The organism is Micromonospora sp. NPDC048842 (genome assembly GCF_040649935.1).
In the GTDB taxonomy this organism is placed as follows: domain Bacteria; phylum Actinomycetota; class Actinomycetes; order Mycobacteriales; family Micromonosporaceae; genus Micromonospora; species Micromonospora hortensis.
The window spans coordinates 55,080-76,000 of the sequence record NZ_JBEZGK010000010.1 but is presented as its reverse complement, the minus strand read 5'-3'; the positions used below and the strand labels follow the sequence as shown (position 1 = coordinate 76,000).

Here is a 20,921-nt window from a genome sequence, read left to right as displayed (position 1 = left end):
CCACACCCGCCGAACGCGCTCAGCTGACTGCTATTTCCTAACCGAGGCGCTGGGCGGGTGTGGTGTTCGTACCGCACGGCACGACAACTGCGCGCAACCGCTTGCCCACCCGTCGAACGCCGCTCGACCATGTGCTCATGGGGCCGGAGCGTCGTGTCATCCTCGGGGTCGACGTGGGCACCACCCTTGTGCGGGCGGGCGCGTTCGCGCTGGACGGCTCCGCCCGACACGTTCGGACGCTGGCGTACCCGCTGCTCCAACCGCTGCCCGGCTGGCACGTCCAGGACCCCGACGTGCTAGTGGCGGCCACCCTGGCGGCGGTGTCCGCGTGTGTCGCCGACACCGCCGGGGCGGAGGTCGTGGCCCTCGCGATCAGCTCCCCCAGGTACGGCGTGATCGGGCTGGACGCGACACTCAGCCCGGTGACGCCGCTGCTGACCGGGCGTGACACGCGGTCCGCGGAGGTGGCCCGCGAACTGCGGATCTCCGGCCAGAGCCGGGAGCTGCACCGCGTTACCGGCACGCCCGTGCACCCAGGAAGCCCGCTGTGCAAGCTCATCTGGTTCGCCCGCCACGAGCCGTACCTCTGCGCCACGACGCGGTGGTGGATCGGCCTGAAGGACTACCTGGTCCATCGGCTGACAGGGACGTTGGTGACCGAGCTGTCGTCGGCGTCCGGCACCGGCCTGTTCGACGTGCACCGGCGAGTGTGGAGTCCGGCCGTACTCGACCTGGTCGGGGTGTCCCGCAGCCAACTGCCCCCGGTCCTGCCCACGACGGGCGTGTTGCGGCTCTCCTCGGCGGCCGGGCAGGCGGTCGGCCTGCCGTCCGGCACACCTGTCGTCGTGGGCGCGGGCGACGGTCCGTCGAGCAGCCTGGGCATGGCGGCGATCGACAGCACCGTCGCCGGTCTGACGCTCGCGGCCACCGGCGCCCTGCGAACGGTCGTCGCGGCTCCGCTCGTCGACCCCACGGAGACCTTCTCCTGCGCTGCGCTGACCGAGGACGCCTGGGTAGTCGGCGAGACGGTCAACAACGGCGGCAACGTCGTACGGTGGGCCGGTAGCGTCCTCGAACCCGACAGTCGCCCGGCGTTCGATGACCAGCTCGCCGCGCCCGAGCTCCTGGCTCTCGCCGAACGGATCGCCCCGGGAAGCGACGGACTGGTGATGCTGCCCTATCTGCTGGCCGACCGGACCCCGGAGGGGGAATCTGTCCCGCCGGGCGCGTACCTGGGGTTGCGCAGCGAGCACTCTCGCGGTCACCTGGTACGGGCCGCCGTGGAGGGTGTCTGCCTCCAGCTCGGCGGCGTCCGTGACCGCCTGGCCGAGCTGACACCGGTCAGCAGCGTTCGCCTGAGCGGTGGCGCGTTCCGATCTCCGCTGTGGCGTGCGGTGATGGCCGCGGTCCTGGATTGCCCGGTGCGGGCGTCAGGTGCGGCCGACGACGTCGCCCTCGGTGCGGCCGCGCTCGGGCTCTTCGCCATCGGCCTGGCCCCCGATCTGCCCGGGGCCGTCGCCCAGCTCGATCCCGAGGGTGCCCGCACCGAGCCGATCGCGGTCGACCCTGCCCTCGCCGCGGCGTACCGCGGTCTGCGGACGAAACTGCCCGCTCTCATCACGGTCGCGGGCCGGATGGGTGAGATCCTCGACGAGGTGGCAGCCGGCCCGGGCATCGACCGGCGGACCGACGCGTTGCCCCGCGGCGCCATGCGCGGATGACCGAAACGGTCGACGCCGGCGTCGGCCTCAGTGCTCCGGCTCGTCCTTGACCCGCGCCACCAGTTGCGTCGGGTTGACGTAGCGCAGCGCGACGACGAGCAGGACGAGCATCATCGAGGTGTAGATGACCGCCATGGCGTCGACCGACTGCTGAGCCCTGATCCCGGACGCGGACATCGAGTAGTAGAGCGCCACCACCAGGGTCTGCGAGTCCGGCCCCGCGGTCAGGAAGGTGAGCTCGAACATGCCCACGGTCCGCACGAGCACGAGGATCGCGGAGGCGAGGATGCCCGGCACGAGCAGCGGCGTGAGGACCCGGAGGAACACCGTGCGCAGTCCCGCGCCGCACATGCGCGCGGCGCTCTCGATCCTCGGGTCGATCTGCTCGATGAACGGGGTCATGGTCAGGATGACGAAGGGCACCGACGGCACGAGGTTGGCGAGCACCACCCCGGACATGTGCCCGGCCAGGCCGAACTTGTAGAGGACTGTCGCCAGCGGGATGCCGTAGGTGATCGGCGGCATCAGGATGGGCAGCAGGAACACGAGGAAGATAAGCCGTTTGCCGGGGAACGAGCGCCGCGCGAGGGCGTAGGCGGCCGGCACGCCGATCACCAGCGAGAGGCCCACGACGAGTACGGAGACCTCCAGCGTCACGACGATGACCTGGAGGAGCGCGAACTCGTCCCAGGCTCGGGCGTACCAGCTTGTGGTGTAGCCGTCCGGGAGCCAGGTGTCGAACCAGCGCTGGCCGAACGAGCTGACCAGCACGGACGCCACGACGCCGAGCAGGTTGAGGAAGAAGAAGATGACGACGCCCCACACGATCCAGGCGGCCGGGCGCGCGGTGATGCGCCGCCGCCGGTCGGTGCTGGTGGCGGAGGGCCGCGCTGGTGGGGCCTGGGTGGTCGTTGCCATCAGCCCTTGCCTCCGGTGGAGCCGGTGTAGAAGCGGCTGCGAGCGGCCAGCACCACAGCGATGATGACCAGCTCGACGAAGCCCATGATCATGGCGATCGCCGACGCGTACGGGTAGTCGTACTGCTCGTAGGCGGCCTGGTAGGCGGCGAGGGAGATGACCCGGGTCTCCCCGGCGGGGTTGCCGACCAGAACGGCAGACGGGAACACGCTGAACGCCAGGACGAACGTCAGGCAGAAGGTCGTGGCGAGGCCCGGCATCAGCAGCGGCAGGGTGATCCGGGTGAACCGCCGACGCCAGTCCGCGCCCAGCGTCGCGGCCGCCCGTTCCAGGGTCGGGTCGATGCCGGACAGGTACGAGAGCACCAGCAGGAACGCGAACGGAAAGCCGGTGATCACCAGCGAGAAGAACACGCCCCAGTAGTTGTGGGTCAGCCGTACCGGCTCGTCGACGAGGTTGCTGGCCAGCAGGATCCGGTTGAACCAACCGGTCGGGCCGAGGAAGTTCAGCAACCCCTGTGCGGTGAGGACAGTGCCGAGCGTGATCGGCACTACCAGCAGCGTGGTGACCAGTCGCTTGCCCCGGAACCGGCCGCGCATCCGGTAGGCGATCGGCACCGCGGCGAGGACGTTCAGGAGCGCGGCGGGCAACGCGATCCGCAGCGTGATCCAGATCGTGCCGCGCTCGTAGGAGTCGGAGAAGAACCGGGCGTAGTCGCTGAACGGCCCGCCACTGGTCGGCTGGAACGAGAGCGTCAGCCCGTAGAAGAACGGGTAGAGGAACAGGGCGATGACGAAGACCAGGGCCGGTACCAGCAACCAGAGCTGACGGTCGACGCCCCGTTCGGCGAGACGGTGCCGCCAGTGCGTCAGCGGCCTCCCGGCGCCGCTCACCGCGTCGCCGCCGAAGCGTCCGCGAGGCGTTCGGGCTGCGTCGACGCCTCGGCGGGATAGACCAGCAGCCGCTGCGGATCGACGGCGAGCTTGACCTGGTCGCCCGGCGCGATCCGCTGCTCGGTCCGCAGGTGCAGCAGCAGCCCGCTGTCGGTGCGGGCTTCGGCGGCCAACTCGCGGCCCTGGTACTCCACCACCTCGACGGTCGCCGACATGGCGTTGCGGGTCTCGCCGGGCCCGTCCACGCGGATGTCCTCGGGGCGTACGGCGACCACGGCGTCCGCCCCGGTATGGAGGTCCCCCACCACCTCGCCGGTCAGGCGATGGCCGGACGACTCGACGGTGGCGCGGGGCCCGTCGAGCTGCTCCACCCGCCCCCGCCACAGGTTGCGGTAGCCCATGAAGTCGGCGACGTGCCAGTTCGCGGGCCGGGTGTGCAGCTCACGCGGTGAGCCGATCTGCTGCACCCGCCCCTCCCGCAGCACCACCAGCCGGTCGGCCAGGGACAGCGCCTCCTCCTGGTCGTGGGTCACGTAGACGGTGGTGAGCCCCAACGACTGGTGCAGCCGGCGGATCTCGGTCCGCATCTCCAGGCGCAGCTTGGCGTCGAGATTGCTCAACGGCTCGTCCATCAACACCAGCGACGGCTCGAACACGACGGCGCGAGCGATGGCGACGCGTTGCTGCTGGCCACCCGAGAGCTGACCGGGCAGCTTGTCGACGTGGTCCTCCAGTCGCACCAGCCGCACCGCCTCCTCCGTACGCCGGCGCGTCTCCTCCTTGGGCAGCCGCCGCATGCGCAGCCCGAAGGCGATGTTCGCCCGGACCGTCAGGTGCGGGAAGAGGGCGTAGCTCTGGAACACCATGCCGAAGCCGCGCCGCTCCGGTGGCAACGTGTCGATGCGGCGTTCGTCCTGCCAGATGCTCCCCGCCGTCAATGGCAGCAGCCCGGCCAGGCAGTTCAACGCCGTCGACTTGCCGCAGCCGGACGGGCCGAGCAGGGCGATGAACTCCCCCGCCTCGATCGTCAGGTCCAGCCCGGTGAGGGCGGCCTGGCCGCCGAACCGGCGGGACACCCCGTCCAGCCGCAGCTGGGTGAAGGCGCTCATCCCTGCTTGACCTTGCCGCCGCCGACCTCGCGGTCCCAGCGGCTGAACGCCGCCACCAGGCTCTTCGCGTCGAGCGGAACCTCGGTCGGGTTTCCGGCGATCAGCGCGTCGTACTCGGGGCGGCCGAACTCCCGGATCGCGTCCTGGCTCTTCTGCGGCGCCGACGAGAGCTGGACCTCCTTGATCGCCGGGCCGGGGTAGAAGTACCCCTCGTCGTACGCCTTCGCCTGCTGTTCGGGGGTGAGCATGAACGCCAGCAGGGCCAGCACGGCGGCCTGGGTGTCGGTCGACACGCCCTTGGGCAGGACCGCGTAGTGCGCGTCGGTGACCCAGTGGAAGCCGTCGATCGGGGTGATCCTGGCCTCCTTGGGCACCGTGCCGAGCACCCGCGGGTTGATGTCCCAACCGGTCGTGCTGACGATCAGGTGCGCGGTGCCATTGGCGAGGTTCTTCATCGTCTCGGTGGTGCCGGACGGGTAGTAGTCGACGTACTGGCCCAGCTCCTTGAGGAAGGCCCACGTCTTGTCCCAGCCCGCTGTGGGGTCCTTGGGGTTCGAGTCGCCGAGGATGTAGGGCAGACCCATCAGGAACGTGCGCCCCGGGCCGGAGTTGGCCGGCCGGGCGTACTGGAATTTGCGGGGGTTGGCCCTGGCCCAGGCGAGCAGTGCGTCCGCGCTGGTGGGTGGCGTCGCCAGGCGGGACGGCAGGTATTCGAGCAGCGGACCCGACGGGTAGTAGGTGACTGTGACGCCCGCGTTGCCGGCGAGCTTCTGCATCGCGGCGGCCGGCTCCAGGTAGTTGCTCATGCCGCCGAGGCGGTCCTGGAAGGTCGGCAACACGTCGATCCAGAGCCCCTGCTCGATCCCGGCGGCCAGGCCGTCGACGCCGGTCAGCACGAGACCGATGTCCACCCGGTCCGCCCCCTGCTGGGCCTTGATCTTCCCGGCCAGCTCGGGCGCCGGCGCCTTCGAATAGGTCACCCGGGAGATCACGTCGGGGTTCTTCGAGACGAACTCGTCAATCATCCCCTGGGTCAGCTGGAGGTTGCCCGCCACGTCGAGGACGTTGAGCGTGACGGCCTTACCGGGCCGCTGTGGCACCTCACCGGTGCTGTCGCCAGTGTTGTCGCCGGGGGCCTCGGGTGCCCCGCACCCGACAGTGCCCACCAGGAGCGACGATGCCGTGACCAGGAGAGCGCCGCGCCGCGAGATACCCATGAGCCGTTCCCTCCGCCAGGTGTCATCAGTGCTGATTGAGGCAGCCGGCGCGCCGCGGCGGCAACGGGTTGCCATGTATTGCCTCGCGCGAATGTGATCGGACCGCTGGATTGTTGCGGGGGCATTGCCGAGTATTCACGGCCGCCATACCATGATCACGGCGCGTAGCCGGGAGGAGCATGCAGATGCCCGACCACACCAGGCCGCCGGGACAGCGAGTCACGATCTACGACGTCGCCCTCGAGGCGGACGTCTCACCGTCCACCGTGTCCCGCGCCTTCTCCCGACCGAGTCGCGTCAACTCCGAGACCGCCGAACGGATCCGGCAGGTCGCCGAGCGATTGGGCTACCGGACCAACCCCCTCGCTCGCGCCCTCACCACGTCGCGTACGCAGATGATCGCGCTGGTCATCGCCGACATCACCAACCCGGTGTACGCCGAGATCGTGCGCGGCGCGCAGGAGGTGGCCGCCGACGGCGAATACACCACGGTGCTGATCGACGCCCAGGAGTCCGACCGGCTGGAACGGGCGGCCGTCGAACGCACCATGCCGACAGTCGACGGCATCGTGCTGGCCAGCAGCCGAATGTCCGACTCGGCCATCCGGATGGTCGCCAAGCAGCGGCCGGTGGTGGTCCTCAACCGCGCCCTCGCCGACGTGCCGTGCGTCGTCACTGACGACCCGCGCGGCGTGCGGCGGGCCGCCGAGCACCTCGGCGAGTTGGGACACGACCACATCACCTACGTCGCGGGGCCGCAGGCATCCTGGCCCAACGGTGTGCGCTGGCGCTCGCTGCTCGAAGCCGGCATGGAGTTGGAGATCAAGGTGCGCCAGATCGGGCCGTTCAGCCCCACCCTGGCGGGCGGTGAGCGGGCCGCGCAGGAGCTGTGCGCGCGTCCCGCGACGGCGGTCCTGGCCTTCAACGACCAGATGGCCATCGGGATCATCCGCGGTCTCAGCCGGATGGGCGTCAACGTTCCGGGCGACGTCAGCGTCGTGGGCTTCGACAACATCCTCGCCGCCGACATCGTCACCCCCGGGCTCACCACCGTCGCGGCACCGCTCTACGCGGAGGGCTCGGCCGCCACCCGGCACCTGCTCACGATGATCGACGGCGCGCCCGGGCACACCGGCCGGCCGATGGTCCTGCCGGTACGCCTCGTGGTCCGCGACTCGACGGCCGCCCGCAACCCGAGCCCCGGTCGGGCGCGACCCGCGTGGGTACGGCAGCGGCCCGTTCCCGGCCCGGCGGCCCACCTGCCGTGAGGGCCGCGCGGCCCCGCGACAAGAAACGACAACTCGTTGCCGGGGCGGAGCCACGCCGGGAAGGATCGACGCGGATCCATCCAGCAACGTCGTTGCGCTCGCGGGACGGGCCAAACGGCGTCCCCAGCGAACGAGGAGATGGCGATGAACCGAGCTTCGGTGCCCCGGCTACGGCGAACCCTCATCGTGCTGGGCACGGCATTGGCCACCGTCGCGGCCACCCTCACCGTCGCCACCACCACGCCGGTCGCCGCGGCCCCGTCGCCGGACGACTACAACGGCTCCGACCTGTGGCTGCGGTACGTACCGGTGGACGACGCGAAGCTGCTGCGTGACTACCGCAGCGCGGCCACGGCGATCGTGGTCGAGAACGCCGACGCCACGACCGTCCACCGGCACACGACGGACCTCGCCATGGCCCCCGATTCCAGCGAGAAGCTCGTCGAGACCACGCTGGGCGCCGCCCGGGACGAACTGGTCCGCGGTCTGGGCGGGCTGCTCGACCAACCGACACCAGTGGCGACTGTCGACGGCGGCACGGTCCCCGACGGCGCGGTAGTGGTGGGCACGCCGACGAGTTCGCCGCTGGTGGGCCGCACCATCGCGACCCGCGACCTGGCCAAAGTGGGCGACGAGGGCTACCTCGTCCGGTCGGTGTCGAGGGGCGGGGCACGCTTCACAGTCATCGCCGGCAACACCGACCTCGGCGCGCTGTACGGCACCTTCGCCTTCCTCCGGCTGCTCCAGACTCAGAAACCCATCGACCACCTCCGCGTCGCGGAGTCACCGAAGATCAAGCATCGGTTGCTGAACAACTGGGAGACCGAGCGTCTCTACGCGGGCAACAACGCCTCCGGAATCGGCGGGCTGAACGGGGAGAGCGGGGCGATCTTCAACTTCGCCGCCACCGGTGCCAGCGCCGGCCGGAACCTGCCCGTCATTCTCGACCGCTACCTCGTCATGGCCCGCGCGTTGGCGTCGCTGGGCATCAACGGCATCACCATCAACAACGTCAACGCCGACAACGCGTACCTGACGAGCGCCCGCATCGCACAGGAGGCCGCCCTGGCCGACGCGCTGCGTCCGTACGGCATCAGGCTGGGCCTGTCGATCCGCTACACAGCGCCCACCGACGGTCGGTTCGCGCCGGACACGCTGACCAACAGCCAGCTCGATCCGTACGGCGCGGATTTCCGGGGCTGGTGGCACCGCCGCGCCCAGCAGATCCAGGCCGCGATCCCGGACTTCATGGGCCTCACCGTCAAGGCCAACTCCGAGGGCCAGCCGGGGCCACAGGACTTCGGGTACGACCACGGTGACGGCGCCAACGCCATCGCCGCCGCTGTGGCACCGCTCGGGATGACTGTGCACTGGCGGACGTTCGTCTACAACGCCGAGGTCGACAACGACCGGCTCAAGCGGGCCTACCTGGAGTTCGGGCCGATCGACGACGAGGTCCAGCCGGACGGCAGCCGGGGACGCTTCGCCGACAACGTGTTCCTCCAGACCAAGAACGGGCCACTGGACTTCCAGGCCCGGGAGCCCATCCACCCGATGTTCGGCCGGATGGAGAACACCAACCAGGCCCTGGAACTCCAGATCACGCAGGAGTACACCGGCCAGAACTGGATGCTCGCCTACCTCGGCCCGATGTACGAGGAGATCCTCAAGACCGACACGTACGCGACCGACGCGAACGGAAAGCTGCTCAAGAAGCGCCTGGTCGGCAACATCGTCGACGGGACCGCCCAGCACCACCCGGACACCGCCATCGTGGGTGTCGCGAACCTCGGTAACGCGGACAACCTGACCGGGCACCACTTCGCCCAGGCGAACCTGTTCGCCTTCGGACGTCAGGCGTGGGACTGGACGCTCGACTCGACGGACATCGCGACCGACTGGACGCGGATGACCTGGAGCAACGACAGGCGCGTCGTCGACACCATCCACAAAATGATGATGGGCTCGTGGGAGTCGCTGGTCAGCTACCAGACGCCGCTGGGCATCGGCCACCAGTTCGCCGAGGGCGTCCACTACCGCCCCGACCCCGCCGACTGGGCGGGCCGCGACGACTGGAGCCCGATCTACTACAACAAGGCCGACAGCGTCGGTCTGGGCTTCGACCGCTCCCCCACCGGCAGCAACCTGGCCGCCCAGTACTTCCCCCGGTTGCAGCAGCGCTACGGGAACATCAAATCGGTCCCGGAGAACCTGCTGATGTGGTTCCACCACGTGCCGTGGGGCCATCGGATGGACAGCGGCCGGACGTTCTGGGACGAGTTGGTCTACCGCTACCAGATGGGCGTGCAGTACGTGACCTGGATGCGGGAGACCTGGGACGCGCTCCAACCCGACATCGACGCACGCCGGTTCGCCGAGGTACGCGCGAAGCTGGCGGTGCACGAGGCGGACGCCGCCGACTGGCGGGACACGTCGGTGAACTACTGGAAGGAGTTCAGCGGGCGGGACATCCCGGTCGACGACGCGCCGCTGTCGGCGACGATCGTGGTGAACGGGAAGAGGTTCGGCGGCTTCAACCTGTCGGACACCTCGTACACCATTCCGGTGCCGGCCGGGGCGTCGCCGACCATCACGAAGGTGCGGACGGCCGACCGGAAGGCCCGCTACGAGATCATCTCCCAGGCGGCCGGCGTACCCGGTCAGGCGGTCGTCAAGGTCACGACGGAGAGCTTCTTCGGCCCGCTGGTGAAGAACTACGTCTTCAACCTGGTGCCCGACACGACGCTGACGGCAGTGCGCGTCAACGGCAAGCGTCTGGCGTCCTTCGCGCCGACGGTGCTGCGCTACAACGCCCTCGCGCCGGCCGGCACGACTACCGTGCCGACGGTCACCGCCAGCGCCGCCGACCCCGCCGCCACTGTCGCTGTCGAGCAGGCGACCAGCCCCACCGGTCAGGCTCGGGTCACCGTCACCAACGGCGGCTCCTCGTCGGTCTACACAGTGGACCTGAACACCACCCTTGCCGGCAGCGACGAGTTCAGTTCGACCCAACTCGGCTCGCAGTGGCAGTGGGTCCGGCCGGACGAGAGCAACCGACGTCTGGCCGACGGGTCCCTGATCGTCAGCGCGCAGCAGGGCGACCTCCAGGGCAACACCAACACCGCGCGGAACCTGGCCCTCCAGGACGTCGACGGCGACTGGACGCTCGATTCCCGGGTCGTCTTCTCCCGCCCACTCGCCACGAACAACGAGCAGGGCGGTGTGCTCGCGTACGCGGACGACAGCAACTACGTGAAGCTCGCCTGGGAGATGGGCAACGCGACCGCCGCCGTCAACAAGACCCGGATCGTCTTCCTTCGCGAGCAGAACGGCACGGCGTCCACCCTGGAGATCACCGGCGCCGACGCCCAGCGGATCGTCGGGGCCGACGGCGCCATCTGGCTGCGACTGACCAAGATCGGGGACAGCTACCGCGCCTACTACTCCACCGACGGAAGCGTCTACCGCTACATCGGCTCCACGACGCTCAACGTCGAGCCGACGAAGGCCGGGCTGCTGGCCTTCAACCGGGCCGGCACCTCCACCGACCTCGACGTCGCCTTCGACTACTTCCGGATCGAGAGCCGCGGCGAGCGTATCCGCTAGCCCGCCCGTTGGCCGGGGCCGGTGACACGCCGGACCCGGCCAACGTGCGGCTCGACGGCTCTGGCCTGTCGCGGTCACCGTCTCCTGCGTGGGGTTCGGTTCCACCTCGCGATGCAGGGACCACCCCGCCCTGACGGTCGGGACACGACTCAACGTCGTCGTCGACCCGAGCGACCGGCTCTACGCGATAGTGCCCTGACGCCGCGACTTCCGTACCAGGGCGACCGGCCCGGAAGCCGCGACCGGGCCCGTCCCCGGTTGGGACGGGCCCGGTCGTGCTCCCCCGAGCAGGAATCGTTGCCGTCAGCCCCCGATCGCGATGGCGAAGATGTGCATTGTCGGCACGTTCGTGGCGGGCCGGGCGCTGATGTTGGGCAACACGACCGAGGCCACCGCCTTGCTTTGCAACGCGATACCCACGTAGTAGACGCAGGCGGCGGTGGCCTGGCGGCCGTTGTTGGGCCGGTTCTGGTACGCGGACACGATGGCCGCGGTGCCCCCGGAGTGCGGCCCGCCGTACCAGTCGGGCGTGCTCAACGTGAACGACTGGCGGGTACCGTCGGCGTAGACCACGGTGCCGGTCCCCGACACCGCACCGTAGGTGCCGGTCAGCAGGAAGCCGAGCGTGCTGCCGGTGCCGGTCACGCCGATGGTCTGGCCCGAGGCGATGGCGTTGTCGGCGGCCCCGGAGCTGACGTTGGGCCAGCGGAAGTTGACCCCGTTTCGGCTCACCGTGCCGCCCGGGCTGGCACCGGCCTGCGCCAGCGCCTGCGCGGAGAGCGAGGCCCCGCCGCCGTCGAAGTTCCCGACGTTGGTGTTGCTGTCGCTGGTGATGCCGACGTTGCTGAAGCTCTGCTCCAGCGTCGGCGTGGTGGCACCGGAACTGGTGACCCGGTAGGTGCGTCCGGCCTGCACTGTGACCTCGATCAGGTCGGACTCGATGCGGGTGGTCCGGGCCGCCGTGCCGTCGGCGGTGTCGACCACGGTGACGGTGCCGGTCAGGATCCGGGAGCGCAGGCGGACGGTGCCGGCCCGGTCCGGTCGGAGAAGGATCTCGGTGGCCAGACCGCTAGCCCAGGTGATGCCGACCGTGTGCCCACCCCGACCGCGCAGGCCGGTCACCCGCCCGCTCGGCCAGGCCGGCGGCAGCGCGGGTAGGACGTGCAGCTCACCGGTGTGGCTCTGCAACAACATCTCGGCGATGCCGGCGGTGGCGCCGAAGTTACCGTCGATCTGGAACGGCGGGTGCAGGTCGAACATGTTGGGCGCGAGCCGCGCGGTGGTGGCGAGGTAGCGGATCAGGTCATGGGCCCGCTTGCCCTCCTCCATCCGAGCCCAGAAGTTGATTTTCCAGGCCAACGACCAGCCCGTGCCGTCGTCGCCGCGCAGCGCCAGGGTCCGCCGGGCCGCCTCGAACAGCTGCGGGGTGCCGCGCTTGGTGATCTGGTTGCTGGGGGCCAGACCGTACAGGTGCGAGATGTGCCGGTGGTTGGGTTCGGTCTCCACCCAGTCGTAGAGCCACTCCATGATGTTGCCGCGCGAGCCGACCTTCATGGGCGGCAGCCGGTCCCGGGTGGCGCGAACCTGCGCCCGGAAGGTGCTGTCCACGTTGAGGATCTCGCTGGCCCGGGCGACGCCGTCGAACAGGTCCCGCAGGATCTGGTTGTCCATCGTGGGGCCGGCGCACACGCTGGCGTTCGAGTGGTGGCTCAGCTCCGGCGAGTTCGACGGATTGGTCACCAGGTAGCCGAGGGTCGGCTCGGTCACCAGGGTGTTGAGGAAGAACTGCGCCGCGCCCTTCATGGCCGGGTAGTTCGTCCGCAGGAACTCGATGTCGCCGTTGAACAGGTAGTGGTCCCAGATCAACGTGGACAGCCAGGCGCCGCCGGTCTGCCACATGCCCCAGAACGCGCCGTCCACCACCGCGGTGGCCCGCCACGCGTCGGTGTTGTGGTGGGTGACCCAGCCACTGGCGGCGCCGTACTGCACCTGGGCGGTCCGCGCTCCGGCGACGGCGAGGTCTCTGACCATGTCGAAGACCGGGTTGTGACACTCGGCCAGGTTTGTGGTGTTGGCCGGCCAGTAGTTCATCGGCAGGTTGGCGTTGATCGTGTATTTCGAGTCCCATGCCGGGGCCAGCGAATCGTTCCAGATGCCTTGGAGGTTGGCCGGCTGGGTGCCGGGCCGCGACGACGAGATCAGCAGGTAGCGGCCGTACTGGAACAGCAGCGTGGAGAACTGCGGGTCGTTGACGCTGTTGTGCTGGGCGATCCGGACGTCCGTCGTCTGGTCGGCCGCGGACGTGCGGCCCAGATCGAGAGTGACCCGGCCGAACAACGCCTGGTAGTCGGCCACGTGCCGGCTGCGCAACTGGTCGTAGCTGCTGGCCCGCGCGGCGGTGAGGCGCTGCCGGGCGATGCCCTGATAGTCGCCGCCGACGTTGCGGTAGTTGACGTAGCTGGAGCCGATGGAGATCAGCAGGACCACGCTGTTGGCGTTTGTCACCCGCAGGGTGCCGCCGGAGCTGGACACGCTGCCACCGCTGACTGTCGCGTTGGCCAAGGCGAGGAAGCGGACCGCGCCGGTGACGCCCTCCATGTTCCCGGAGACGCCGTCGAGGCCGATCGTGGTGCCGTCCGGGCTGGACACCGTCGTGCGCTGCGGGCTGTCGAAGGTGGCGGTGAAGCTGATCGAGCCGGTCCGGTCGGCGGTCAGCCGCATCGCAATGACCTGGTCGGGAGCGCTGGCGAACACCTCCCGCTGGTGACGAACGCCGTTCAGCACGTACGAGGTCGTGACGGTGGCGGTGGTGAGGTCGAGCGTCCGGTCGTACTGTGACGCTCCGCTGGCGGAACCGAAGGCGAGCCGGAGGTTGCCGACGGTCTGGTAGGCAAGCTGGCCACCGGGGTTGCCCATCATGGTCTGGTTGATCAGATCCTGGGCCTGGGTCCACTGGTTCGCGTTCACCAGCCGCCGGATCTCCGCGAGTGCTCCCGCGCCTCTGGGGTTGCTGGGATCGTGCGGCCCACCGGCCCAGACGGTGTCCTCATTGAGCTGAAGTCGCTCGGTGTCGACGTTGCCGAAGACCATCGCACCGAGACGACCGTTGCCGATCGGCAGCGCCCGCAGCCAGTCGGTGCCGGCGCCTTCGTCGTACCAGAGGGCGAGGTCCCCGGCGGCCAACACCTGCGGCGGCGCCGCCGAATCCGCTCGTGCCACGGCGGTCCAGGGCACCGGCAGGAGAGCACCGCCCGCGCCGGCCGCGCCGACCTTGAGGGCCTGCCGTCGGGTCAGGTCTGACATCGATCCTCCAAACGGTGACCAGTCCGGCCACCCCGAAGCGTGACAACTATGGGACTCGACATGGGGATCCGCTTGGTGGCGCCAACCGGGACCCTGCCTGAGCAGGCCGACGCCGGGCCTTGGCGAGCCAGACATCTGATGTGTTTCGGGAAGGTTACTCCGGGCCCACAGAATAGGCAACGGTCGATTGATTGGTGGACACTCGCCCCTCTGGCCGGTCAGCAGAACGAGCGGGCGGGTGATCAGCGGCGGAACGCGGCGGCACGGCGCGGTGATTCGCCAGATGGACACCCATGACCACCCACCCCGACAGACATACATCAGATGTACGGAGACGGGCGGCCGAACCCGGAGGACACCAGCTCCGACGCCCAGCCGCCAAACGGCAGCGCAACCCCGCTGGGCCCAAGGACGTGTAGTGGGAAATCCCGGTCGATGCGTCACTCGGAGGAACGATGAACCTGACCGCACAGGGCGTCCGCGATGACCGGCAACCCCCTAGCGCGCGGATTGGGGACTGCGACTCCCGTACGTAATCGGGTTGTTCTCTGCCGGCGCACGGATGACCATGGGCGGCATGGCGGGAGTCCGGGATTGAGATCGCCTCTTCAAGGTGGACTACCGCCCGGCGGCGCGGTGGTGGTCGGGGCCGTCGTGGAGATCGCCTGCGACGAGTCGGGATTCTCGGGTACGAACCTGCTGCACTCGACCGCCCCGGTGATCACGCACGCGAGCGTCGACCTGGCCGTCGACGAGGCGGTAGCGCTCATCACCGCCCTGCGGTCCGGGTTCCGGTTCGCGCCGCACGAACTCAAGTCCGGCCGGTTCCTGCGCGGTTCGGGTGCGCAGGAGGCACTGGAGTGGTTCCTGGCGGCGCTGGCCGGTCGCGCGCACGTCCACCTCATCGACAAGGAGTTCTTCCTCGTCACCCGGATCGTGGACTTCCTGCTGGCCGAGCCGTCGTATGCGACGGGCACCCGCCTGGCTCGCGAGCACCATCCGGCGGCTCTCGCCCTGCACGAGGCCGGACGCGCGACCGGAGGCGACTGGGGCGCCTTCCTGTCGGCGTTCGTCGATCTGGTCCGGATGAAGCGGCGACTTCCGGTCGACCAGACCGTGCGGCGGTTCTTCCAGGCCCGGGACGCGCTGCGGCGACACGGCCTCGGCACTGTGGCCGACGCCGTCCTGGACGGGCTCAGCCCGAGTCACGTGCGGGCCGTGGTGGCAAGGCTCGATGTCGACGATCGCACTGTCCCTCCCCCGCTGGAACCGCTGTTGCCGGCGCTGGCGGAGACGGTCCTGTCCTGGAGCGGCGGCCAGCGGCAGGTGCTGGTGACCCACGACGAGCAGAGCGCCCTGACGGCCGACCGCCTGACCCGCCTCCAGCGGGTGTTGGCCGACGGCTACGCGTTGGCGGCCGGCGCCGGCCGGGCCGGGGCGTTGCCGAACGGGGTGTCTCCCCTGGCAGGGCTGGTGATGGTCGACTCCCGCGACGATCCGCGCGTACAGGTAGCGGATCTCCTCGCCGGAGTGGCCCGGCGGATGCCCGGCATCATCGACGACACGCTCCGTCAGCCGCCGCCCGCTCCCGCAGGGTGACGGGCAGCCGAGTCATGATCGGCACGGGCCCGGAGGGTCTGCGTGGTCGCCGAGTCAGCGGGAAAGAACGCCTCGACGGCCAACCCGGCGACTGTGACATCCCGCGGCGTACCGAAGAGGGTCGTGGTGCTGACGAAGGACAACTCCTGGTCACCGTGCCGGTAGCGCAGCGGGACGAGAACACGTGAGAGGGCATCGTCTGGCGGTGTCGTCTCGACGTCGCCACCGGGATAGCCGCGAAGCTCCTCGTGCAGGTCGTACAGGATCGGGTCGTTTGTTGTCGCCGCCTGCTCGTGCAGCCGCTTCAGCAGGTGGGCGCGCCACTCGGGCAGGTTGACGATGCGCGGTGCCAGACCGTCGGGGTGCAGGCTGAGGCGCAGCACGTTGATCGGTGGAGTGAGCAGGTGGGGCTGCGCGTCCATGGTGAACAGGGCGACGGCAGGGTTGGCGTCGACGAGGTGCCAGTGCTGGTCGACGAGCAGCGCGGGGTACGGGCTGTGACCATCGAGGATCCGCCGCACGGCGGCCCGGACCGGTGTCAGCTCGGGGTCGCCCAGTTCGTGGCGCGGGAAGGCGGGCGCGTAACCGCCGGCCAGCAGCATCGTGTTGCGCTCGGCCAGCGGCATCTCCAGGTGTTCGGCCAGCCGCAGGATGAGGTCGGGGCTCGGGCGGGACCGCCCGGTCTCGACGAAGCTCAGGTGCCGGGCCGACACTCCCGCCTCGATCGACAGGTCGAGCTGGCTCATTCCGCGAGTCTGGCGCCAGTCGCGCAGCAGCTCCCCCACTGGTCGCCCGTGCCGGGTCGAGATCCTCACTCACCAACCCTAATTCCGCACCGACGGCCGAGCCATTACCTGCGAGGTAATCGACAGCCCACCACGACACCGGAAAAATCAACCCCCACCTGAGACGACACAACGCGAAGGACCGACAACCATGACCGCGTACGCGCTCGCACATCTCCGTAAGGCACCCGTCCACGCCGAGGTGCTGACGTACCTGGAGCGAATCGACGCCACCCTCGCGCCCTTCGCGGGCCGGTTCATCGTCCACGGCGGCGCCGTCGACGTCCTGGAGGGCGACTGGCCCGGCGACGTGGTCGTCATCGAGTTTCCCGACCTGAACCGGGCCCGCTCCTGGTACCAGTCCAGCGCCTACCAGGAGATCAAGCCCCTGCGGACGAGGCACCTCACCGGCGAGGTGATTCTCGTCGACGGCGTCGAGCCGGGCCACGACTCGTCGCAGATGGCCGCGGCCATTCGCCGTACCACCGATCGGTAGCACCCGACGCGCGAGCGCCGTCCCGAAGAACCCGACGGCTCGCCGCCCGCAAGGCACCCCGAGACAGGTCAGCCGTCCGTAGTCTCATCGAATGCAGGACATCCAGACGCACACACTGGTCATTCCCGGCGTCGACCTGGTCTACGACGTCCGCGGCCCGCTACCTCCCACTGGCGCCCACCGTGCGCTGCTCATGATCGGCCAGCCGATGGCGGCGGAAGGCTTCACCGCGCTCGCCCCGCACCTCACGGACCGCACCGTCCTCACCTACGACCCGCGTGGTCTGGGCCGCAGCGTCCGCAAGGACGGTCGGTCCGACCACACGCCGCAGCAGCAGGCCGCCGACCTGCACGCCCTCGTTCAGGCGCTCGACGTTGGTCCGGTCGACGTGTTCGCCAGCAGTGGCGGCGCGGTAACAGCACTCGAACTGGTGGCCTCCCACCCCGACGACGTCGCCACCCTGGTGGCGCACGAACCGCCGATCAACGCCGTGCTCCCCGACGCCACGGCCGCCGAGCGCGCCCGAGCCGGCTTCTACGAGGCGTACCAGGCGAAGGGCTCGGGTGCGGGGATGGCCGCGTTCATCGCCATGACGTCCTGGCAGGGCGAGTTCACCGATGCCTACTTCGCCCAACCCGCTCCCGACCCGGCGATGTTCGGCATGGCCGCCGACGACGATGGCCGCCGCGACGATCCGCTGCTGTCGCAGAACTCGTGGGCGATCACCGACTACCGTCCCGACGCGAGCGTGCTGACCGCCGCGCCCACCCGGATCGTGGTCGCTGTCGGCGAGGAGTCGGCCGGAACGTACACCGCCCGCACCGCCCTGGGCCTCGCGGCGCTGCTCGGCCAGGAGGCCGTGGTGTTCCCGAGCCACCACGGCGGCTTCCTCGGCGGCGAGTTCGGCTACGCGGGCAAGCCCGAGGCGTTCGCCGCGCGGCTGCGGGAGGTGCTGGACGCCGGCTGACGTCCGCTCAACCGGTCGCCTCGGAGTAGACCTCGACGTCGTAGAGCAGCTGCACATCGCGGCGGCCGTTGGTGACGCCGACGAAGACCGGGTCACCGCACGGGGTGCGGCCCTGACGCCACACCTGTTCCCGGGCCGCCTCCCGCGACTCATGATGGGCCCTGCCCTGCTGATGCAGTTGCAACACCCGGCGGGCGGTGCCCCGGTCGGTGCCGAGGTGGATTCGCAGGAGAGGCATGCCAGGACCTCCTTGCTCGACGCTGGATCTCGTGCGGCTGGGCGACCAGCCGTATCGTGAGACGCGGGGCGACGATCCGCCGTCTTCGATTAAACGACACCCGCTGCTGTCGAGGAGGGCATTTATGACTGGTCTGGCGACCGTCGGCGCACTCGTGGGTGTCCTGCTCGTCGGTCTCGTGGTCCTGGTCCGTAAGCCGGCCGACGCCCGCTCGGTGCTCAGATGGTCGGCCCTGGCGGTCACTGTGCTGGTGGCCGCCGTGCTGGTTCCCTTCACCGTGGACGACTCCGGCGCGGCGGCCGGCTACCTGCTCGGCGTTCCCGTTGTCGCGGCGTTGCTGCCCGTCCTCGCGCAACGGGCCGGGCGGCTGACCATCGTCGCCGACCTGGTGGCCGCGCTCGTACTCACCGGGTGGGGTCTGCTGCTCGGGCTGGGCGTCGGTGTCGCGTTCCTACCAGCGGTGACACTCCTGATCGCCAGCGCCGCGGGCACCTGGGCGCCGCGACCGTCCACCACGTGACCCGGTGACCCGCTGTCAGCCGTCCGGAGTGAACAGCCCCTGCACGCCGACGACGATCGCGATGAGGCCGAAGATCGCGAGCAACAGCCGGACACCAGTGGCGCCGTCCGACTGCTCGTCGCGCGGCGTCGACCGCCCGGTCAGCCGTCCCCACAGCAGGGCGAGCCCCACACCGATCCCCACCACCTCGAAGTGGAACACCCGGGGCCCGGACACCAGGTGGACGATCAGGTAGTAGCCCCCGGTTACCAACGCCACGAGGCCGACCACCCACGCGATCGGGGTGGCCCGACCGGCGAGGCGGCCCAGGTCGTCGCCGACTCGTGGCAGCAGCCGCAGCACCGCCACGGCGAGCAGGAAGCCACCGACGATGTTGGCGAGGTCGAGCAGCAGAGCCATAATCACGGGGAGTCTCCGTCGATCGGGTGATCAGCCGGTGGGAGCGTACCCACGGACCCGGTCGGTTGAAACGGTCCGGACGGCACGCCCCCACGACGGACTTCGAACTGAGCCACTCAACCCTCAGCGGGTGCACCGCCACACCAGCGGCCGATACGCCTGGTTCTCGTAGACGGCCCCGACCACCGTCAGACCGTCGTCGCTGATCCCCTCAGCCGTGTACCTGCCCGCCTCGGTCGCCCGGACCTCGGGTCGGCCCGGCAGTCGGTGGGAGGTGCCGTCCGGGGCCACGACCAGCGGCGCACCGTCGGCGACCAGCACGTCACCGCTGCCGGCGATGGCGCTCGCCCCCGGGAAGGGCAACAGGCTCACCGCCCCGGTGGCGAGGTTCCACAGCACCGGCAGCATCTGCACGGCGCCGCCCTGTTGGCCGCCGGGAACCATGCCGATCGCCCATTCGCCCCGCGCCGACTCGACCGACGCCCGCGGGTAGCCGTCGGGCACTGCCAGCGCCGCCCCGACGCCCTGCGGCGTCCACCGGTAGGGCTGTTCGCCCACCGCCCCGACGATCGTGCCGTCCTCGGTGATCCCGGTCGCTGACGACCCCCGCTGGCCGACCAGCCTGTGCTTCTGGGGGTGGTCCGTCGACCAGCGCACAGCCTGGTGCGAGTCGTCGGACCTGCGGGCGGTGCCGACGATGTCGCCCCGGCCGTTGATGGCGTGCACGAGCACCGCGTCGTAGCCGGGCGGGGTGGCCAGGAAACGCAGCTTCCCGTCCCGGTACAGCCAGCCGGTGCCGTCTCCGTTGGTGCCCACCACATAGCCACGGGTGTTGACCGCGGCCGCGTGCCGCGCGGTCGCCGGCAGGACGACCGGCCGGCCGTCGGTCCACAGCACTACCCGTCCGTCCTCCTGCCCGGTGCCGATGTCGCCGACGATGTGCCGTCCGGTGGGATCGACTCTGTTGGCCACCGCGACCGGACCCTTGACCGGCTGCGGCAACCACGACGCCTGGCAGGTGACCGGCCGGCGCGGGGCGATCGACCCGGTGTTCTCCGGTGTCACCGCGAGCGTCGGCGCGGTAGGAGCCGGCGGGCCGGTGGTCGCACCGACCTGAACGGCGCCCACGACACCGACCCCGGCCAGCACCACCAGCGCGGCGACCCCGCCGACTCGGCGACGCTGGCGGCGCCGCCGGCCGTCGCGGACCGCCCGGCTCAGGTCGACCCGCGGCTCCGGCACCGGCGCCGACTGCAGCAGCTCGGCGATCCGCTGCTCGTCCACGGTGGTCATCTCGGACTCCTCACTGACATCTCGGTGACGTCGAGCACCTGGCGGACGGCCGCCAGCGCCCGAGCCGTCTGCGACTTCACGTTGCCTTCGGAGCAGCCCATCGCGGCGGCCGTGTCGCTCAGCGACAGGTCGCACAGGAACCGCAGGACCAGCACGGTGCGCTGGCCGCGCGGGAGGCGGCCGAGCGCGGCGAGCAGGCTGTCCCGCTCGGCCAGGTCGTCGTGCGGCGTCACCGGCGAGCGCTCCGGCTCCGGCACCGACCCCAGCAGGCGAACCTTCGCCCAGCTCAACCGCTTCTCATCGACGAGCTTGTGCACCAGCATCCGGTGTACGTACGCGTCGACGTTGTCGGCCCGGCTGACCCGGCGCCAGTTCACGTAGAGCGCCGTGACCGTCTGCTGCACCACGTCGTCGGCCAGATGGGCGTCGCCGCACATCAGGAACGCGGTCCGATGCAGGCTCGGCAGTCGCGCGGAGACGTACTCCACGAACTCACCCTCGGCTTCCACCATCGAGGCTCCCTCCTCCGCAAGCTCGACGGGACCGGACGACCATCAGGTTGCGTCCCTGACGAAGAACGGTCGGAAGC

General features: G+C 70.1%; 17 protein-coding genes. 7 read left to right on the top strand and 10 right to left on the bottom strand.

From position 1 onward, the window contains the following. Positions 1–137: 137 nt before the first annotated feature. Positions 138–1,721 (top strand): gluconokinase, encoded by a 1,584-nt coding sequence (locus tag AB0C19_RS16445; protein ID WP_357185507.1) that lies wholly within the window; start codon positions 138–140, stop codon positions 1,719–1,721. Positions 1,722–1,748: 27 nt separating this feature from the next. Here AB0C19_RS16445 and AB0C19_RS16440 read toward each other — a convergent pair whose 3' ends face one another. From AB0C19_RS16440 to AB0C19_RS16425, 4 genes are read right to left on the bottom strand one after another with little or no spacing between them, the layout of a single operon-like run. Further along, positions 1,749–2,639: an ABC transporter permease gene (locus AB0C19_RS16440; protein ID WP_357185504.1), complete on the bottom strand. Its 891-nt coding sequence runs from the start codon at positions 2,637–2,639 to the stop codon at positions 1,749–1,751. Continuing rightward, positions 2,639–3,532, bottom strand: a complete 894-nt coding sequence (locus tag AB0C19_RS16435) for an ABC transporter permease (RefSeq protein ID WP_357185501.1) — start codon at positions 3,530–3,532, stop codon at positions 2,639–2,641. Before AB0C19_RS16435 ends, AB0C19_RS16440 begins: the two co-directional genes overlap by 1 nt. Further along, complete coding sequence (locus tag AB0C19_RS16430; RefSeq protein WP_357185498.1) at positions 3,529–4,641, bottom strand: ABC transporter ATP-binding protein; 1,113 nt, start codon at positions 4,639–4,641, stop codon at positions 3,529–3,531. Before AB0C19_RS16430 ends, AB0C19_RS16435 begins: the two co-directional genes overlap by 4 nt. Next, positions 4,638–5,858, bottom strand: a complete 1,221-nt coding sequence (locus AB0C19_RS16425; protein ID WP_357185495.1) for an extracellular solute-binding protein — start codon at positions 5,856–5,858, stop codon at positions 4,638–4,640. Before AB0C19_RS16425 ends, AB0C19_RS16430 begins: the two co-directional genes overlap by 4 nt. 185 nt (positions 5,859–6,043) lie before the next feature. Here AB0C19_RS16425 and AB0C19_RS16420 point away from each other — a divergent pair, with 185 nt between their 5' ends. Continuing rightward, a complete protein-coding gene (locus AB0C19_RS16420) occupies positions 6,044–7,126 on the top strand; it encodes a LacI family DNA-binding transcriptional regulator (RefSeq protein ID WP_357185492.1) in 1,083 nt (360 codons plus the stop codon). A 144-nt stretch (positions 7,127–7,270) separates the two neighbouring features. Continuing rightward, positions 7,271–10,732: an alpha-glucuronidase family glycosyl hydrolase gene (locus AB0C19_RS16415; RefSeq protein ID WP_357185488.1), complete on the top strand. Its 3,462-nt coding sequence runs from the start codon at positions 7,271–7,273 to the stop codon at positions 10,730–10,732. Between the two features lie 303 nt (positions 10,733–11,035). Here the strand turns inward: AB0C19_RS16415 and AB0C19_RS16410 are convergent, their stop codons facing one another. Next, entirely contained in the window at positions 11,036–14,035 is a 3,000-nt protein-coding gene (locus tag AB0C19_RS16410) for a glycoside hydrolase family 95 protein (protein ID WP_357185485.1), read from the bottom strand. 594 nt (positions 14,036–14,629) lie between these two features. Here AB0C19_RS16410 and AB0C19_RS16405 point away from each other — a divergent pair. Then, complete coding sequence (locus AB0C19_RS16405; protein ID WP_357185482.1) at positions 14,630–15,634, top strand: hypothetical protein; 1,005 nt, start codon at positions 14,630–14,632, stop codon at positions 15,632–15,634. Here the strand turns inward: AB0C19_RS16405 and AB0C19_RS16400 are convergent. After that, on the bottom strand, positions 15,607–16,449 hold the full coding sequence (locus AB0C19_RS16400) for a helix-turn-helix transcriptional regulator (RefSeq protein ID WP_357185479.1): 843 nt from the start codon (positions 16,447–16,449) through the stop codon (positions 15,607–15,609). The two genes, AB0C19_RS16405 and AB0C19_RS16400, sit on opposite strands and share 28 nt — an antisense overlap. A 121-nt stretch (positions 16,450–16,570) precedes the next feature. On the opposite strand from AB0C19_RS16400, the gene AB0C19_RS16395 reads away from it, so the two are divergent. Beyond that, a complete protein-coding gene (locus AB0C19_RS16395) occupies positions 16,571–16,915 on the top strand; it encodes a DUF1330 domain-containing protein (protein WP_357185476.1) in 345 nt (114 codons plus the stop codon). A 91-nt stretch (positions 16,916–17,006) separates the two neighbouring features. Continuing rightward, the gene (locus AB0C19_RS16390; RefSeq protein ID WP_357185474.1) at positions 17,007–17,882 is read left to right on the top strand and encodes an alpha/beta hydrolase; all 876 of its coding nucleotides are present in this window, start codon (positions 17,007–17,009) and stop codon (positions 17,880–17,882) included. Between the two features lie 7 nt (positions 17,883–17,889). On the opposite strand, the gene AB0C19_RS16385 is transcribed toward AB0C19_RS16390, so the two are convergent. After that, a complete protein-coding gene (locus AB0C19_RS16385) occupies positions 17,890–18,120 on the bottom strand; it encodes a hypothetical protein (RefSeq protein ID WP_357185471.1) in 231 nt (76 codons plus the stop codon). A gap of 124 nt (positions 18,121–18,244) precedes the next feature. Between AB0C19_RS16385 and AB0C19_RS16380 the strand changes: the two genes are divergently transcribed. Then, positions 18,245–18,640, top strand: coding sequence for a hypothetical protein (locus AB0C19_RS16380; RefSeq protein ID WP_357185468.1), 396 nt, complete (start codon positions 18,245–18,247; stop codon positions 18,638–18,640). A 15-nt stretch (positions 18,641–18,655) separates the two neighbouring features. On the opposite strand, the gene AB0C19_RS16375 is transcribed toward AB0C19_RS16380, so the two are convergent. The 3 genes from AB0C19_RS16375 to AB0C19_RS16365 all read right to left on the bottom strand — a co-directional run bounded on the left by AB0C19_RS16375 (position 18,656) and on the right by AB0C19_RS16365 (position 20,844). After that, entirely contained in the window at positions 18,656–19,039 is a 384-nt protein-coding gene (locus AB0C19_RS16375) for a hypothetical protein (protein WP_357185943.1), read from the bottom strand. 123 nt (positions 19,040–19,162) lie between these two features. Beyond that, positions 19,163–20,332 carry a hypothetical protein gene (locus tag AB0C19_RS16370; protein ID WP_357185465.1) on the bottom strand — a complete coding sequence of 390 codons (1,170 nt, stop codon included), beginning with the start codon at positions 20,330–20,332 and terminating at the stop codon, positions 19,163–19,165. Next, complete coding sequence (locus AB0C19_RS16365) at positions 20,329–20,844, bottom strand: SigE family RNA polymerase sigma factor (protein WP_357185462.1); 516 nt, start codon at positions 20,842–20,844, stop codon at positions 20,329–20,331. The genes AB0C19_RS16370 and AB0C19_RS16365 overlap by 4 nt, the downstream gene beginning before the upstream one ends. Positions 20,845–20,921 lie beyond the last annotated feature (77 nt).